The sequence below is a fragment of the Streptomyces sp. NPDC004647 genome, assembly GCF_040609575.1.
In the GTDB taxonomy this organism is placed as follows: Bacteria; Actinomycetota; Actinomycetes; order Streptomycetales; family Streptomycetaceae; genus Streptomyces.
Genome location: NZ_JBEXKU010000088.1, coordinates 1 through 15,952 on the forward strand (window position 1 = coordinate 1; position 15,952 = coordinate 15,952).

Sequence of the window (15,952 nt, forward strand, 5' to 3'; positions counted from 1 at the left end):
TCTCGACGCCTTGGCCGAAGGCCTTCCCCACCCAGGACTCGTCACCGGTGCGGTCGTCCACCGGAGCGGGCCGACGAACCGCGGCGGGCCTGGGCGGGACGGCTGCGGCGGCCGCGGGAGGAGTTGGGGCTGCGCTTGGGGCGCTCGGCGACCGGTACGGTGATGACGACGGGGATGCCGGAGGGAGCCTGGGCGCCCGTGATGCGGGTGAGTTCCGCGTCGCCGGAGCGGACCTGGGCGGTGTTCGGGGTGATACCGGCGGCGGCCATCAGACGCGTCATGTCCCGTCGCTGTTCGGGAAGCACCAGGGTGACCACGCTGCCGGACTCGCCGGCTCGGGCGGTCCGGCCGCCACGGTGCAGATAGTCCTTGTGGTCGGAGGGCGGGTCCACGTTCACCACCAGGTCGAGGTCGTCGACGTGGATGCCGCGGGCGGCGACATTGGTGGCGACCAGTACGCCCACGTGTCCGCTCTTGAACTGCTCCAGGGTGCGGTTGCGCTGGGGTTGGGACTTGCCACCGTGCAGCGCGGCTGCCCGTACACCGCTGCGCAGCAGGTCCCGGGCCAGCCGGTCGACGGCGTGCTTGGTGTCCAGGAACATGATGACCCGGCCGTCGCGGGCGGCGATCTCGGTGGTCGTGGCGTGCTTGTCGGCACCGTGGATGTGCAGCACGTGGTGCTCCATCGTGGTGACCGCACCCGCGGAGGGGTCGACCGAGTGGACCACGGGGTCGGTCAGGTACTGGCGTACCAGCCGGTCGACGTTCCGGTCCAAAGTGGCGGAGAAGAGCATCCGTTGGCCATCGGGCCGGACCTGGTTGAGCAGGGCGGTGACCTGAGGCATGAAGCCCATGTCGGCCATCTGGTCGGCCTCGTCGAGCACGGTGATCCGCACCTGGTCCAGCCGGCAGTCGCCGCGCTCGATCAGGTCCTTGAGCCGGCCCGGGGTCGCGATGACGACCTCGGCCCCGCCGCGCAGCGCATTGGCCTGCCGGCCGATCGACATGCCGCCGACCACGGTGGCCGCGCGGAGCCGCAGCGCCTGGGCGTAGGGCGTGAGGGCGTCCGTGACCTGCTGTGCAAGTTCCCGGGTGGGAACGAGGATCAGCGCCAGCGGCTGACGCGGCTCGGCGCGCTGCCCAGCGGTGCGGGCCAGCAGCGCCAGGCCGAAGGCGAGAGTCTTGCCCGAGCCGGTGCGCCCGCGCCCCAGCACGTCACGGCCGGCGATCGCGTTGGGCAGGGTGGCCGCCTGGATCGGGAACGGCTCGGTGACGCCGTGCTGCGAGAGCGTCGTGACCAGGGCCGAGGGCATGTCCAGCTCCGCGAAGGCGGCGACCGGGGGCAGCGGCGGGGTCGTGCTCACCGGCAGCGCGAACTCGCCCTGCGGAGCAGCGGAGTTACCGCCACGGCGGCGCGACTGCTGAGTACGGGGACGACCGGTGGCGCCATTGCCGGTACGAGTCCGGGTGTAGCGATCGTTCGAGCGGGCGGGGCGTTTCATGGAGAACCTTCCTCGAAACGGCGCGTTTCGAGGAAGTTCCGGCAGCGAGCAGGTCGCCACACGAAACACCAGAACGAGCCGAAAAACGTAAGAACAAAGCCTGGACGGGAATTTCCGTGCAACGAGCTTCGAAAGGGTCGGCGGCGCCGGCCCCGGGACCGGGGCGGCGGAAGTGCCGGGCCTCGAAGGGCCGGGGCGGCGGACCGGAGTCAGGCCGGCCCTGACGCAGATGGTCGCCATCCGTCGTGCGGAGGCGTACCGCCGTCTGCGCCGGTTGGCAGCGAAGCGCCCGAGTCACGGGGATCGCTTCGCCGCCGACGGGAAGGCCCGCGCCGTACGACGCGGGCCTTGCTGCGTGGCGTCGGCCACGCCGACGAATCAGACGATGTTGATGTTCTCCGCCTGGGGGCCCTTCTGGCCCTGCGTCAGGTCGAAGGACACCTTCTGGCCCTCGGACAGCTCACGGAAACCCTGAGCGTTGATGTTCGAGTAGTGGGCGAAGACGTCGGCGCCGCCGCCGTCCTGCTCGATGAAGCCGAAGCCCTTTTCGCCGTTGAACCACTTCACGGTGCCAGTAGCCATTTTTTTCTCCTTCGGGGCAGTTCCGGGGACCCACACTCCGCAGGTCCCTCGTCGCCGCGATGATTGCCCCATCCGGAAAAATGCACCGGAAAACACAAATGCGCCTGATGGTTCAGAAACCAGGAGGCGCACACAACGTTCATGGGAACCACAACTGCAACTGATGTCGACACTAGCACAGCTCCGGCGACTACAGACTGTTGCCCCAGCGATCCGCTCCGTCCGGCTGCCCGCTCGGTTGCGAGGGAAGCCGTACGACATGGCTGCGGGCTGCGTTCCGGCGGGGCATACTAGTGATAATGACGAAGCCAGCCATGACCCGACGCCATCTGCCGACAAGCCCCTTCAACGTCCCAGCCGCCCGGCCTATCGAGCTGTTCGCCGTGGGAAACCGGGTGACGCACGACCAGTACGGGGTCGGCCGGGTCATCGGTGTCGAGGACGGGATCGCGGTGCTTGTCGATTTCGGTTCTCGACAGGAGCGCATCGCGAAGCCGTACTCCAAAATGACCAAGCTCTGACGATCGCCTGCTGGGCAAGCCGGCAACGCGGACTCCGCTGTCGTTGCTGCGCTTGCCGCGTCCCACCCCGTTCGGGTGAACGGGATGTGCGCCATCCCGCCCGTTCCCGTGCCGAGCGGCGTTGACGTGCGCTAGCGGTCCCCGCCCACCCGCAGGCTGCCGACGGTGCGCTCCAGACCGGCGATACGGTCGGCCAGGCCGGCTGCCTCGGCACCCTCCGCGTCGCGCAGTAGCAGCTCGATCTGGGCGAGCTGTTCAGCGATGTCCACCAGCCGTTCCCCGCTGCGCGCCGCCGTACCCGCGGCTCCTGTCGTTTCGCGCGGCCGGTCCCTGGAATCTCCCGCGGGCGCCGTTGATCCGGCCGGCCCTGTCGGTGCCACCGGCCTCCGGTCGTCGACCAGCAGCCGCCGCAGCTGCTCGGCCTGCGCCGCGAGCTGGCGGTTCTTGCGGTGCAGCTCCAGAAATACATTGACCTTGGTGCGCAGCAGCCACGGGTCGAAGGGCTTGGTCAGGAAGTCTGCGGCACCGATGGCGTAACCCCGGTAGGCGTAGTCCGAGCCGGCGTCCGTCCCGGTCAGCAGGATGATGGGCACGTCCTTGGTCTGGTCGAGGCGCTTGATGTTGGCGGCGGTCTCGAAGCCGTCCATACCGGGCATCAGGACATCGAGCAGGACGACCGCGAACTCCTGGCGGAGCATCGCCTTCAGCGCCTCCTCTCCGGAGCGCGCGCGGACCAGCTGCAGATCGAGTGAGCCGAGCACCGCCTCGAGGGCGACCAGGTTCTCCTCGATGTCGTCGACGATCAGAATGCTGGACTTGTCGTGGGATGCGGGAGTGCTCATGTCCTCTGCCTCGGCGGGTCTTCGTCGTCTTCCTCGGCTGTCTTCGGTCGCTCGGCGGGGTCCGTTCCGGGCTCCGCCGCCGCGCCCTGCGGGTCGAGAAGGTCGCAGATCACCGACAGCAGGCGGTCCACGTCCACGGGCTTGGGGACGTATTCGCAGGCACCGCTGTCGATCGCCTTCTCGCGGTCGCCCGGCATGACCTTGGCGGTGAGCGCGATGATCGGCAGCTCGGCCAGTCGGGGCGTACCCCGAATGGCCTGAATCGTCTCATATCCATCCATCTCGGGCATCATGATGTCCATCAGGATCAGCGACACCTCCGGAGACCGGTCGAGGACCTCGAGTCCTTCGCGGCCGTTCTCCGCGTACTTCACGGTGATGCCGACGCGGCCCAGCACATGCGTGAGCGCGAAGACGTTCCGGATGTCGTCGTCGACGATGAGGATGGTGCGCCCTGCCAGCACGCGGCCGGCGCGGCCGCTGAGCCACTCCTTGAGCCGTGTCGTCTCCGGCCAGGTCTCGTCACCGTCGCCGGCGGACCGGTGCCTCCTCCGGGTGAGGACATCCGATGCGCCGAACACGCCGCTCGGCGCGGATTCGGACGTGGCAGGCGACGGTCCGGCCCGTTCGATGAGCCCGGCCGCGGCCGCGGCCGAGGCTGTGGCGCCTGCGCCCACCAGTTCCGCCGGGCCCCCGGCTGAGGCACCGGGGTGACGCGAGGGGACGTAGAGGGTGAATCGGGAGCCGACGCCCTGCTCGCTCTCGGCGACGATCCTGCCACCGAGCAGCCCCGCGATCTCCCGGCTGATGGAGAGACCGAGTCCGGTGCCACCGTATTTGCGGTTGGTGGTGCCGTCGGACTGCTGGAACGCGTCGAATATCACCGTGAGTTTCTCCGGCGGAATGCCGATTCCGGTGTCGGTGACCGCGAAGGCGATGACGGCCTCGGCGTTCCGCAGCGTCGAATCCTCGAAATCCGCTGAGGGCACTCGCTCGACCAGCAGCTCCACGCTGCCCGACGAGGTGAATTTGATGGCGTTGGACAACAGGTTGCGCAGGACCTGCTCGAGTCGCTGCTCGTCCGAGTACAGCTCGCGTGGCACGTCCTCGCCGACGGTGACCCGGAAGTCGAGCCCGCGGTCGCCGGCGAGTGGCCGGAAGGTCGCGTGGACATAGTCGAGCAGCCTGACCAGGGGCAACGCCTTGGGGTGCACATCCATCCGGCCGGCCTCGATCTTCGACAGGTCCAGGATGTCGTTGATCAGCTGGAGCAGGTCGGAGCCCGAGCGGTGGATGGTGGCCGCGAACTCCACCTCCTGCTCGGAGAGCCGGCCGTCCGGGTTGTCGGACAGCAGCCGGGCCAGGATCAACAGGGAGTTGAGCGGGGTGCGCAGCTCGTGCGACATGTTCGCCAGGAACTCCGACTTGTACTGCGAGGAGGTGGCCAGCAGCGCGGCCTTGTCCTCCAGTTCGGCGTTGGAGCGCTGGAGCTCGTCGGAGCGCTGGCGCAGCTCGGCGGTGAGCCGCTGGGACTCCGAGAGCAGCGATTCCGTACGGGAGTTGGCGATGATGGTGTTGATCGAGACGCCGATGGTGTTCACGAACTGGTCGATGAACGCGAGGTGGATCTCGTTGAACCTGCTGAACGAGGCCAGCTCGATCACACCCAGCACCTGGTCCTCGAAGAGGACCGGCAGGATGACGATGCTGGCCGGGGGTGCGGAGCCGAGCCCGGATTCGATGGTGATGTAGTCCGGCGGAGCTTCGATGAGGATGCGCTTCTTCTCCGCCGCGGCCTGCGCTATCAGACCGCGGACCGGGGTCCCGGACGCCGGGAGCGGACCGTGGCCGCTGCTGTGGCCGGTGCCGTACCCGGCGATGAATTCCAGGCCCTCGCCCGGCTTGGCGCCCGCCTCGGACAGGAAGAAGGCCCCGAACTGGGCATTCACCAGCGGAGTCAGCTCGCGCAGGATCAAGTCGGCGACCTCGACCAGGTCGCGGTGGCCCTGCATCAGGCCGGCGATACGGGTCAGGTTGGACTCCAGCCAGTCCTTGGCGCGGGTGGTTTCGCGGAGATTGGCGACCATGAGGTTGACGTTGTTCTTCAGGGCCGCGACCTCGCCCTGCGCCTCGACCATGATGGAGCGGGACATATCACCCTGGGTGACAGCGCTGGCGACTTCGGCGATCGCGCGCACCTGGGTGGTGAGGTTCAGGGCGAGCTCGTTGACGCTGGTGGTCAGCCGCTTCCAGGTGCCGTAGACCCCCTCGACCCGGGCCTGGCCGCCGAGTTGTCCTTCGCTGCCGACCTCGCGGGCGACGCGGGTCACCTCGGAGGAGAAGGAGGAGAGGGTGTCGACCATCGTGTTGATGGTGGTCTTCAGCTCCAGGATCTCGCCTCGGGCGTCCACGTCGATCTTCTTCGACAGGTCGCCCTGGGCCACGGCTGTGGCGACCTGGGCGATGTTGCGGACCTGGGACGTCAGGTTGGAGCCCATGAAGTTGACGTTGTCGGTGAGGTCCTTCCAGACGCCGGAGACGCCGTGCACCTGGGCACGTCCGCCGAGGCTTCCCTCCGTGCCGACCTCGCGGGCGACGCGGGTGACCTCGTCGGCGAACGCCCGCAGCTGCTGGACCATGGTGTTGACGGTGTCCTTCAGCTCGAGGATCTCGCCGCGTGCGTCCACATCGATCTTCTTCGACAGGTCGCCGTTGGCCACGGCAGTGGTGACCTGCGCGATGTTGCGGACCTGCGAGGTGAGGTTCAGCGCCATGAAGTTGACGTTGTCGGTCAGGTCCTTCCACACCCCGGAGACATCCCTGACCTGCGCCTGACCACCCAGGTTCCCCTCGGTACCGACCTCGCGGGCGACACGGGTCACCTCGTCCGCGAACGCCGAGAGCCGGTCGACCATGGTGTTGATCGTCGTCTTCAGCTCCAGGATCTCGCCCTTGGCCTCCACCGTGATCGTCTTGCCGAGGTCGCCCTCCGCTACGGCGGTGGCGACCTGGGCGATGTTGCGGACCTGTGAGGTCAGGTTGTCGGCCATGAAGTTGACGTTCTCGGTGAGATCCTTCCACACCCCCGAGACCCCGCGGACCTGAGCGCGTCCGCCCAGGCGTCCCTCCGTACCGACCTCGCGGGCGACGCGCGTCACCTCGTCCGCGAACGCCGAGAGCTGGTCGACCATGGTGTTGATCGTCGACTTCAGCTCCAGGATCTCGCCGCGGGCGTCCACCGTGATCTTCTGACTGAGATCGCCGTTGGCGACGGCCGTGGTCACCTGGGCGATATTGCGGACCTGCCAGGTCAGATTGGACGCCATGAAGTTGACGTTGTCGGTCAGGTCCTTCCACACCCCGGAGACCCCGCGGACCTGAGCGCGTCCGCCCAGCTGTCCTTCGGTGCCGACCTCGCGGGCGACGCGGGTCACCTCATCCGCGAACGCCCGCAGCTGGTCCACCATCGTGTTCACGGTGAGCTTCAGCTCCAGCAGCTCTCCGGTGGCCTCCACCGTCACCTGCTGGGTCAGATCGCCGCGTGCCACCGCAGTCGTCACGACCGCGATGTCACGCACCTGCGCCGTCAGCCGCGACGCCATCGTGTTGACGGCCTCCGTCACATTCCGCCAGTCGCCCGACAGGCCCCGCACCTTGGCCCGGCCGCCGAGCCGCCCCTCCGTACCGACCTCCCGGGCCACCCGCGTCACCTCGCCGGTGAACAGCGAGAGCTGGTCCACCATGCGGTTCACCCCGACCCCCAGGCGACGGAGGTCGCCGCGGAGCTGGCGGTTGCCGTCGGACAGGTCCACGTGTTGCGTCAGATCGCCGTCCGCGACCGCGTCCAGCACCCGTGTCGCCTTCGCGACCGGCACCACCACGGCTTCCATCAGCGCATTCGACGCTTCCACGCTCTCGGCCCAGCCGCCCTGGCCGGGGCTCGCGCTGATCCGCTCGTCGAGCCTGCCCTGCCGTACGACATCACGGCGTACCCGCTGAAGTTCCCCCGCCAGATGCTCATTGCGCGCCACGATCCGGTTGAACACCCCGGCCATCTCGGCCAGGACTCCCTCGTCGGAGCCGTCCACACGTACGGTGAAATCTCCATCGCACAACGCATGCATCGCGGCGAGCAGCGGACGCAACTCGCCCGCACGCACCCACTGCCCGTCCGGGGCGGCGCCGGACCGACCGACGTCTTCAGGGGATCCCTGGAATGCCGCGGACGGCCGGGGCGGGGAAGCTGAATCTGGCGAGGCAGGGTCGCGTTCCATGGCAGCCCATTCACAGTCATCGATACATATAGGTATGTCATAGTATAGGTCCTCTCAAAGGTCTCATCTCCGGACGTATCCAGGGGGCGCACGTGGGGCCGTTGTCTTCTCAGGCCTATGAGTTCGTGTCGCGGACGAGCCTGGCGGCGAACCAGCTCGCGCCCTCCAGGGCCCGCACGTTCGTGCGCGCCGTCCTCGCCGAACCGCCTGCGCCGACGGCGCCCGCATCGCAGGTGATCGACGACCGGCTCGTCGAGGCCGCCGTGCTCCTGGCCAGCGAGCTGGTCACGAACGCCGTCATGCACGCCGGTACCGAGATCGAGGTCGCCTGCTACCTGGAGACCGAACCCGGCCCTCCCGTTCCCGCCCGGCAGAACGGCATCTCCCCCACCGCCCCCGGCGCCACCGGCCCCGGGGAAGAGCGGCCCTTCGGGGTCGTCGTCGAAGTCGCGGACCGCCACCCCTCCAGCGTGGTCCGCGGCGGAATGGACACCCGGCCCGGCGGACGCGGCTTCGGCCTCCAGCTCGTCGGCGCCATGGCCGAATCGTGGGGCGTGACGTACCAGCACACCCGGAAGACGGTGTGGTTCCGCCTGGAGACCACCGAGGACGAGCGTGAACCGGCCGGCTCACCCGACGCCGGGCACCGACACCAGCAGCGGGCCGCCGAGGTCCCCGCCCCCGCCACACTGCACGACCCCCACGGGCGTACCGCCGAGTGGGCCGACCGGGGAGGGCCGTCGTTCCTGGCCGAGGCCAGCGAGCTGCTCGCCGGACAGCTCGACGAGGACATGGTCGCCGCGCTCGCGGGACAGCTCCTGGTGCCCAGGCTCGCCGACTGGTGCGGGGTGTGGCTGAGTACCGACAGAGGAAGGATGCGGCTGTCCCGGGTCTGGCACTCGGACGAGCGGCGCATCGAGGCCCTGCGCCGGGAGCTGGAGAAGGATCCGCCACCCGCCAGGCTCCGTACGGCGGGTATTCCCTGGCCTTGGCCGGAGAGCGCCGACGCCGACGGCACGGGCGGCTCCGCGCTGGCGTTCCCGCTGGTCGCGGGCAGTTCCTCACTGGGGGTGCTGCTGCTCGGCCGGGCCGGGCTGCTGCAGATGACCGACGGTGTCGTACGGATGGTGGAGGACGTGGCACGGCGGGTGGCCCAGGCCGTTGTCACGGCCCGCCAGTACACGCGCCAGACCGCCATCAGCCGGGCGCTCCAGCGGAAGCAGCTGCCCGTATCCCTCGCCCGTATCCCGGGCGTCGACACGGCGATCGTCTACGAGCCGCACGGCGAGGGCCTGACCGTCGGCGGCGACTTCTACGACCTGTTCCTGCTGGGAGACCGCCGCTGGTGCTTCCTGCTCGGCGATGTGCAGGGCAAGGACCCGGAGGCGATGTCCGTCACCGGCCTGGCCCGGCACCTGGTGCGGCTGCTGGCACGGGAGGGCCATGGCGTCGAGTCGGTGCTCGGCAGGCTGAACTCCGCGATGGCGGAGGAGAGCGCGGAGGCCGTGGCACTCGGCGGCGAGCACGCCCGGCCGCGCTTCCTGAGCCTGCTGTACGGGGAGTTGGAGCTCGACCCGATCGCGGGATGCGCGCACTTCACGGTCGCCAGCGCCGGACACCCGCTGCCACTGCGGCTGTCCGCCGACGGCTCGGTGGCTCCCGCGGTGGGCCCCCAGATGCTGCTCGGGATCGACAAGGGGGCGGAGTTCAGCGCCAGCTCCTTCGACCTCGCGCCCGGCGAGACGCTGCTGTGCGTGACCGATGGCGTGACCGAACGGCGCAGCGGGGACTGGCAGTTGGACGATAATGACGGACTGTCCGAAGTGCTGCGCGAATGCATCGGGCTGAGCGCGAGGGCCGTGGCGGAGCGGGTACGGCAGGCAGCTCACGACTTCGACACCGAGCCGGTCCAGGACGATCTCTCCGTGCTGGTGCTCCAGGCGGTGCCGGTGGTGCCGGGCGCTCCCCCGGGCCCGGCCGCCGGGCCCATGCCGGGACAACGCGGCGCCTCCGGGTAACCGAACGCGGGATGCGGCGCGCATCGATGCACGGCGCCGGAGGACTGACGCACGCCGCCGGAAGCCTGGGAGGGGATCTCCACCCGGCCCGGCCACGCAGGCGCCACGTACGCCGGGCCGGGCGGAGACGGTCAGTTGCGGCTGAGCAGCGATTCCAGAACGTCCGTCAGCGTCCGTTCCTGGTCCGGTACGGTACCCGCCGCTCTCCAGGCCACGAACCCGTCCGGGCGTACCAGCACCGCACCGTCGGCCGCCGTGCCGTGGAGCCCGGCCCAGTCGGCGTCCTTCTCGGGGGCCAGATCGTCCTGCGGCCCGGTGCCGATGCGGTAGGAGTCCAGCGGCAGGGACAACCGCTCGGCGACGCGCAGCGCCGCCTCGTGCCACCCCGTGCCGTCGGAGCCGCTGAGCAGCACGAAGGACCGCTCGTAGAGATCGAGTGTGGAGAGCCGCACACCGAAGTGGTACAGCCACATGTGCGGAGCGCGGCTGCCCGGATCGCCCGTCAGCTGCATCCGCTCGGGCACGGCCGGCTGTTGGGGGTCCGCCCCCATGACCGCGCCGCGGGCGTAGCGGTAGCCGAGCGCGACCGTGAGCACCCCGCTCTGCCGGCCGCCGCCGGTGCCGGGAGCGACGGCGTACCCCGGGTGGCTGTGCTCCGCCGAGCGGGCCGAGGCGCGCGCACTGGTCGCCCGCGCCACCGGCTGCCGCTCCTCCCCGTACGTCTCCAGGAGTCCCGGGCCCGCCCAGCCACCCAGCACGGCGGCGAGCTTCCAGGCCAGATTGTGCGCGTCCTGGATACCGGTGTTGGAGCCGAACGCGCCGGTGGGGGACATCTCATGGGCGGAGTCCCCGGCGAGGAAGACCCGGCCCACCGAGTACCGCTCCGCGACGCGCTCGGCGGCGTGCCAGGGCGCCTTGCCGGTGATCCGGACATCCATGCCGGGCACGCCGGTCGCCCTGCGGATGTGCTCCACGCACCGCTCGTCGGTGAAGTCCTCCAGGGTTTCCCCTTCGTCGGGGTGCCAGGGCGCGTGGAACACCCAGTGCTCCCGGTTGTCCACCGGGAGCAGAGCGCCGTCCGCCTCGGGGTTGGTCAGATAGCAGGCGATGAAGCGTCGGTCGCCCACCACGTCCGCGAGCTGCTCGGCGTTGAAGGTGATGCTCACGTTGTGGAACAGGTCGCCGGGGCCCGTCTGGCCGATTCCGAGGAACTCCCGTACGGGGCTGCGCGGGCCGTCCGCGGCGATCAGGTAGTCCGCGCACACGGTGTGGTGCTCCCCGGTCTCCCGGTCCTTCACCAGCGCGGTCACCCCGTCCTCGTCCTGGTCGAAGGAGAGCAGCTCGGTGCTGAAGCGCAGATCGCCGCCGTGCTTGCGGGCGCAGCGCACCAGCACCGGTTCCAGGTCGTTCTGACTGCACAGACACCACGTGGACGGGCTGAAACGGGCCAGCCCGCCGCCCGGGTCGATCTCCTTGAACAGCCACTCCTGGTCGTCACCGGTGAGCGACCCCGCTTGCAGGATTCCGTGGTTGTCCGCCAGGACGGATGCGGCCTCACGGATCAGCGGCTCCGCGCCGGCGGCCCGGAAGAGCTCCATCGTGCGCACATTGTTCCCGCGTCCGCGGGGGTGCATCGAGGTGCTCCCGTGCTTCTCGATCAGCATGTGCCGGACGCCCAGGCGGCCGAGGAACAGCGAGGCGGACAGGCCCACCAGGGAGCCGCCCACGATGAGGACCGGCACGCGGTCGTCGACCTTCGGATTCATCATGCTCCAGCTCCAAACCGCCTGTAAGGGAATGACTAGTTCAATGCCCGACATGGCGGCCTTCTCTGCGCCCTTCACCCGAACGGCTCACACATCTCGCGCCACCCGTGGGACCGGCTCACGATCGAGTGCGGGCACCGCCATCGGCGGAGTCAGCGCTGGTGTCGATGGGTCACCCGCTCCGGACAAGGAGGGGCGGGGACCGGCTGTGCGGCCCATCGCCCGGTCACTCAACCGGATTTCCACCGACGGCCGACGACGCAGGACGCGGAGGCTGCTCCGTCCCGAAGGAGATGTGCAAGATGACGACCCTGTCGGAAAGAGTGTCGCAGTCCGCCTTTGACGGCTCCAGGCTTCGGGTGGTTCTGCTACTGGACCTCCAGGACGGTGCCCAGCAACGCTTCCTCGAGGCGTACGAGCACCTCCGCAACCGGGTGGCTTCCGTGCCCGGGCACATCAGCGACCAGCTGTGCCAGTCGATCGAGAACCCCTCGCAATGGCTCATCACCAGCGAATGGGAGAGCGCACCACCCTTCCTGGCCTGGGTCAACAGCGAGGCGCACGTCGAGATGGTGCAGCCGCTGCACGGCTGTGTACGCGACACCCGTTCGCTGCGCTTCAGCGTTCTGCGGGAGACCCCCGAAATGCCCGCCTTCACCGCCCAGTCCGCCGCCCCCAGGGGCCAGCTCCAGACCGTGCCCAGGGTCGGCGACGGCCGGGTCCGGCACGCCCTCACCTTCACCGTGAAGCCCGGCAGCGAGCAGAAGGTCGCCGAGATCCTGGCCGGGTACAGCTCACCGGCAGCGCAGGCCGACGAGAACACCCGGCTGCTGCGTACCTCGCTCTTCATGCACGGCAACCGTGTCGTACGGGCCGTCGAGGTGCAGGGCGACCTGGTCGTCGCGCTGCGCCATGTGGCGAGACAGCCCGAGGTCCGGGCCGTCGAGGAGGCGATCAACCCGTATCTGGAGCAGGACCGCGACCTCCGCGATCCGGACTCCGCGCGGGTGTTCTTCACCCGTGCGGCACTCCCCGCGGTGCACCGTGTGGCGAGGAGCGGCGCGGACAGCGTCGACGTACGGCGGCACGCGCTGTTCTACCCGGCCAAGCCCGACTGCGGTATGGCGGTGGCCCGGCTGCTGGCGCGCCAGGACGAGCTGGCCGCCGACGACCCCACCAGCCCCATCGAGGGCAGCACCGTCTTCCAGCGTGACGACATCGTCGTCCGAGTGATCGACATCCGTGTGCCCGTCGAGAAGGAGCCCGTCCTCGCGCTGGGTGTCGCCGGCAAGCGCACCCCGGCCGTGCTCGGCCGCCTGCTCGACCTCGAGGCGGACGACGACCTGACGAGCAAGAAGGGGATCGCGCGATTCCTCGCTCGCTGCGACATGGACCGGGTCACCGACCGCCGGTCGTCCGAATCCTGACGTGTCGCACCCGTCCGCCGCGGTCGCCCGGTCGCGGCCGGCGCAACGCCACCTGGAGGTAGCCATCATGACCACGTACAGCCCACGCATCGTGGACCTCAGCGAGACCCAGCCCAACAAAAGGCGCGGAGGCGACCTGCGCGCCATGCTCACCCCCACCGCGGTGGGCGCCACCAGCGGCTTCATGGGGCTGGCCATCGTGCTGCCCGGCGAGCGCATCGGAGAGCACTACCACCCGTACTCCGAGGAGTTCGTGTACGTCGTGAGCGGTGAACTCGAGGTCGACCTGGACGGGGTGGCCCACCGTATGCGGCCCGATCAAGGCTTGCTGATCCCCCCTCATATGCGGCACCGCTTCCGCAATGTGGGTGACGCGGAAGCCCGGATGGTCTTCCACCTGGGCCCGCTGGCGCCGCGGCCCGAGCTCGGACACGTCGACACCGAGGGTACGGAGGACACGGCACAGGCCGGGCCCCCCGAACGAACGGAACGGGTGTCATGACCCGGCGTGTCGCGGTCACCGGGATCGGCATCGTCGCCCCCGGCGGCGTGGGCGTACCGGCCTTCTGGGATCTGATCTCGTCCGGCCGGACGGCGACCCGGGGCATCACGCTGTTCGACCCGACGGGGTTCCGCTCGCGCATCGCCGCCGAGTGCGACTTCGATCCCGCGGCCCACGGCCTCGACGAGGAGGAGGTGGCACGCGCCGACCGGTACGTCCAGTTCGCGATGGTGGCCGCCGAGGAGGCCGTACGCGACGCCGGTCTCGACCCCGAAGCGGAGGACCCCTGGCGCATCGGGGTGTCGCTGGGCACCGCCGTGGGCGGCACCACGCGACTCGAGCGCGACTACGTGCAGGTCAGCAGTTCCGGCGAGCGCTGGGACGTGGACCACCGGCCCGCGGCCCCCCATCTGCACCGGGCGTTCTCGCCGAGCGCGCTGGCGTCCGAGGTGGCCGAGCAGATCGGCGCCCACGGCCCGGTGCAGACCGTCTCGACGGGGTGCACCTCCGGCCTCGACGCGATCGGGTACGCCTTCCACGCCATTGAGGAGGGCCGGGTCGATGTGTGCATCACGGGCGCCTCGGACTCCCCGATCTCCCCCATCACGGTGGCCTGCTTCGACGCGATCAAGGCGACCTCCCCGAACAACGACGATCCGGCCCACGCCTCGCGGCCGTTCGACCGCCACCGGGACGGCTTCGTCATGGGCGAGGGCGGTGCCCTGCTCGTACTGGAGGAGCTGGAACACGCCCGCGCCCGCGGTGCGTCCGTCTACTGCGAGATCCGGGGCTACGCCACCTTCGGCAACGCCCACCACATGACCGGTCTGACCCGGGAGGGCCTGGAGATGGCCGAGGCGATCGACCGTGCGCTGGCGCACGCCCGGATCGACAGCTCGGAGATCGACTACGTGAACGCGCACGGCTCCGGCACCCAGCAGAACGACCGGCACGAGACAGCCGCGGTGAAGCGGTCGCTGGGCTCACACGCGTACGAGATACCCATGAGCTCGATCAAGTCCATGGTGGGCCACTCGCTCGGCGCGATCGGCGCGATCGAGATCGTGGCCTGCACGCTGGCACTGGCCCACGGGGTGGTGCCCCCGACTGCGAACTACGAGACCCGGGACCCGGAGTGCGACCTGGACTACGTGCCGAAGACCGCCCGATCCCTGTCCCTGCGGAGCGTGCTCTCGGTCGGCAGTGGGTTCGGCGGGTTCCAGTCCGCGGTGGTCATGAACCGAGTGGGTGGGAGGACACGATGAGCTCCCTGGAGAATCGGCGTTCGGTCGTCACCGGAATCGGTGTCATCGCGCCCAACGGGGTCGGCACCGACGCCTTCTGGAAGGCGACCAAAGAGGGCGTCAGTGTCCTGGACCTGGTCACGCGCGAGGGATGCGGGCATCTGCCGCTCCGGGTCGCCGGAGAGGTCCGCGAATTTGACCCGGCGACGATGATCGAAGAGCGCTACCTCGTGCAGACCGACCGGTTCACGCACTTCGCGATGGCCGCGGCCGGCCTCGCGCTGGCCGACGCCGGGCTCGACCTGACGGACGGCAGCACTTCACCGTTCGACGTCGGGGTCGTCACCGCCGCCGGATCCGGCGGCGGCGAGTTCGGACAGCGTGAACTGCAGCGGCTGTGGGGACAGGGGTCGCGCTACGTCGGCCCGTACCAGTCCATCGCCTGGTTCTACGCCGCCAGCACCGGCCAGATCTCGATCCGCGGCGGCTTCAAGGGGCCCTGCGGAGTCGTGGCCAGCGACGAGGCCGGCGGCCTCGACGCGCTCGCGCACGCCGGCAGGGGCATCCGCCGCGGTACCGACGCGGTCGTCGTCGGCGCGGCGGAGGCGCCGCTCGCCCCCTATTCCATCGTCTGCCAGCTCGGGTACGCGGACCTCAGCAGGTCCGACGACCCGGCGCGGGCCTATCTGCCCTTCACCGCCGACGCCTGCGGATTCGTGCCTGCCGAAGGCGGCGCCATGTTCGTGGTCGAGGAGGAGACGGTGGCCCGTCGCCGCGGCGTCCGGGTCCGGGCCTACGTGTCCGGTCACGCCGCCACCTTCACCGGGGCATCCGAGTGGGAACAGTCCCGGCACGGGCTGGCCCACGCCATCCGCGGCGCTCTCGAGGACGCGCAGGCCGCCCCCGAGGAGATCGACGTGGTCTTCGCCGACGCGCTCGGCGTACCGGAGGCGGACCGTGCCGAGGCACTGGCGATCAGCGATGCCCTGGGCCGGCACGCGCGGCGCGTACCGGTGACCGCGCCCAAGACCGGCATCGGCCGGGCGTACTGCGGTGCTCCCGTCCTGGACGCGGCCGCGGCGGTGCTCGCCATGGAGCACGGCCTCGTACCGCCCACCCCGGGCGTGGTCGACGTCAGCCACGACCTCGATCTGGTGACCGGCGGGGCCCGGCCCGCCGAGCTGAGGACAGCACTGGTGCTGAGCCGGGGCCTCATGGGCTCGAACGCGGCCCTCGTGCTGCGGCAGGGCACCGGCACCCCCTCGTAAAGCCCC

At 69.9% G+C, this 15,952-nt stretch carries 11 protein-coding genes; 6 read left to right on the plus strand and 5 right to left on the minus strand.

Annotated features, from left to right (window positions below):
• Positions 1–41 precede the first annotated feature (41 nt).
• Both ABZW18_RS28845 and ABZW18_RS28850 read right to left on the minus strand, forming a co-directional pair.
• Positions 42–1,502 (minus strand): DEAD/DEAH box helicase, encoded by a 1,461-nt coding sequence (locus tag ABZW18_RS28845; protein WP_356192981.1) that lies wholly within the window; start codon positions 1,500–1,502, stop codon positions 42–44.
• Between the two features lie 378 nt (positions 1,503–1,880).
• Positions 1,881–2,084 carry a cold-shock protein gene (locus tag ABZW18_RS28850; protein WP_356192984.1) on the minus strand — a complete coding sequence of 68 codons (204 nt, stop codon included), beginning with the start codon at positions 2,082–2,084 and terminating at the stop codon, positions 1,881–1,883.
• A 299-nt stretch (positions 2,085–2,383) separates the two neighbouring features.
• Here ABZW18_RS28850 and ABZW18_RS28855 point away from each other — a divergent pair, with 299 nt between their 5' ends.
• Positions 2,384–2,605: a hypothetical protein gene (locus tag ABZW18_RS28855; RefSeq protein WP_356192986.1), complete on the plus strand. Its 222-nt coding sequence runs from the start codon at positions 2,384–2,386 to the stop codon at positions 2,603–2,605.
• Between the two features lie 131 nt (positions 2,606–2,736).
• Here ABZW18_RS28855 and ABZW18_RS28860 read toward each other — a convergent pair whose 3' ends face one another.
• Both ABZW18_RS28860 and ABZW18_RS28865 read right to left on the minus strand, forming a co-directional pair.
• Entirely contained in the window at positions 2,737–3,447 is a 711-nt protein-coding gene (locus tag ABZW18_RS28860; protein ID WP_356192987.1) for a response regulator, read from the minus strand.
• The gene (locus ABZW18_RS28865) at positions 3,444–7,721 is read right to left on the minus strand and encodes a HAMP domain-containing protein (RefSeq protein WP_356192989.1); all 4,278 of its coding nucleotides are present in this window, start codon (positions 7,719–7,721) and stop codon (positions 3,444–3,446) included. Before ABZW18_RS28865 ends, ABZW18_RS28860 begins: the two co-directional genes overlap by 4 nt.
• Before the next feature lie 125 nt (positions 7,722–7,846).
• Here ABZW18_RS28865 and ABZW18_RS28870 point away from each other — a divergent pair, with 125 nt between their 5' ends.
• Positions 7,847–9,739, plus strand: a complete 1,893-nt coding sequence (locus ABZW18_RS28870; RefSeq protein WP_356192991.1) for a SpoIIE family protein phosphatase — start codon at positions 7,847–7,849, stop codon at positions 9,737–9,739.
• Positions 9,740–9,870: 131 nt separating this feature from the next.
• On the opposite strand, the gene ABZW18_RS28875 is transcribed toward ABZW18_RS28870, so the two are convergent.
• Positions 9,871–11,505 (minus strand): FAD-dependent monooxygenase, encoded by a 1,635-nt coding sequence (locus ABZW18_RS28875; protein ID WP_356193032.1) that lies wholly within the window; start codon positions 11,503–11,505, stop codon positions 9,871–9,873.
• 302 nt (positions 11,506–11,807) lie between these two features.
• On the opposite strand from ABZW18_RS28875, the gene ABZW18_RS28880 reads away from it, so the two are divergent.
• The 4 genes from ABZW18_RS28880 to ABZW18_RS28895 all read left to right on the plus strand — a co-directional run bounded on the left by ABZW18_RS28880 (position 11,808) and on the right by ABZW18_RS28895 (position 15,946).
• On the plus strand, positions 11,808–12,932 hold the full coding sequence (locus ABZW18_RS28880) for a SchA/CurD-like domain-containing protein (RefSeq protein WP_356192993.1): 1,125 nt from the start codon (positions 11,808–11,810) through the stop codon (positions 12,930–12,932).
• A 67-nt stretch (positions 12,933–12,999) separates the two neighbouring features.
• Positions 13,000–13,434 (plus strand): cupin domain-containing protein, encoded by a 435-nt coding sequence (locus tag ABZW18_RS28885; RefSeq protein WP_356192996.1) that lies wholly within the window; start codon positions 13,000–13,002, stop codon positions 13,432–13,434.
• Positions 13,431–14,699, plus strand: a complete 1,269-nt coding sequence (locus tag ABZW18_RS28890; RefSeq protein WP_356192999.1) for a beta-ketoacyl-[acyl-carrier-protein] synthase family protein — start codon at positions 13,431–13,433, stop codon at positions 14,697–14,699. Before ABZW18_RS28885 ends, ABZW18_RS28890 begins: the two co-directional genes overlap by 4 nt.
• Complete coding sequence (locus ABZW18_RS28895; RefSeq protein WP_356193002.1) at positions 14,696–15,946, plus strand: beta-ketoacyl synthase N-terminal-like domain-containing protein; 1,251 nt, start codon at positions 14,696–14,698, stop codon at positions 15,944–15,946. The genes ABZW18_RS28890 and ABZW18_RS28895 overlap by 4 nt, the downstream gene beginning before the upstream one ends.
• Positions 15,947–15,952: the final 6 nt, after the last annotated feature.

Excerpts from the sequence above, each read along its gene's own strand:
- ABZW18_RS28845 (WP_356192981.1), bottom strand. The coding sequence starts at position 1,502 with ATGAAACGCCCCGCCCGCTCGAACGATCGCTACACCCGGACTCGTACC.
- ABZW18_RS28850 (WP_356192984.1), bottom strand. The coding sequence starts at position 2,084 with ATGGCTACTGGCACCGTGAAGTGGTTCAACGGCGAAAAGGGCTTCGGC.
- ABZW18_RS28855 (WP_356192986.1), top strand. The coding sequence starts at position 2,384 with ATGACGAAGCCAGCCATGACCCGACGCCATCTGCCGACAAGCCCCTTC.
- ABZW18_RS28860 (WP_356192987.1), bottom strand. The coding sequence starts at position 3,447 with ATGAGCACTCCCGCATCCCACGACAAGTCCAGCATTCTGATCGTCGAC.
- ABZW18_RS28865 (WP_356192989.1), bottom strand. The coding sequence starts at position 7,721 with ATGGAACGCGACCCTGCCTCGCCAGATTCAGCTTCCCCGCCCCGGCCG.
- ABZW18_RS28875 (WP_356193032.1), bottom strand. The coding sequence starts at position 11,505 with ATGAATCCGAAGGTCGACGACCGCGTGCCGGTCCTCATCGTGGGCGGC.
- ABZW18_RS28880 (WP_356192993.1), top strand. The coding sequence starts at position 11,808 with ATGACGACCCTGTCGGAAAGAGTGTCGCAGTCCGCCTTTGACGGCTCC.
- ABZW18_RS28885 (WP_356192996.1), top strand. The coding sequence starts at position 13,000 with ATGACCACGTACAGCCCACGCATCGTGGACCTCAGCGAGACCCAGCCC.
- ABZW18_RS28890 (WP_356192999.1), top strand. The coding sequence starts at position 13,431 with ATGACCCGGCGTGTCGCGGTCACCGGGATCGGCATCGTCGCCCCCGGC.
- ABZW18_RS28895 (WP_356193002.1), top strand. The coding sequence starts at position 14,696 with ATGAGCTCCCTGGAGAATCGGCGTTCGGTCGTCACCGGAATCGGTGTC.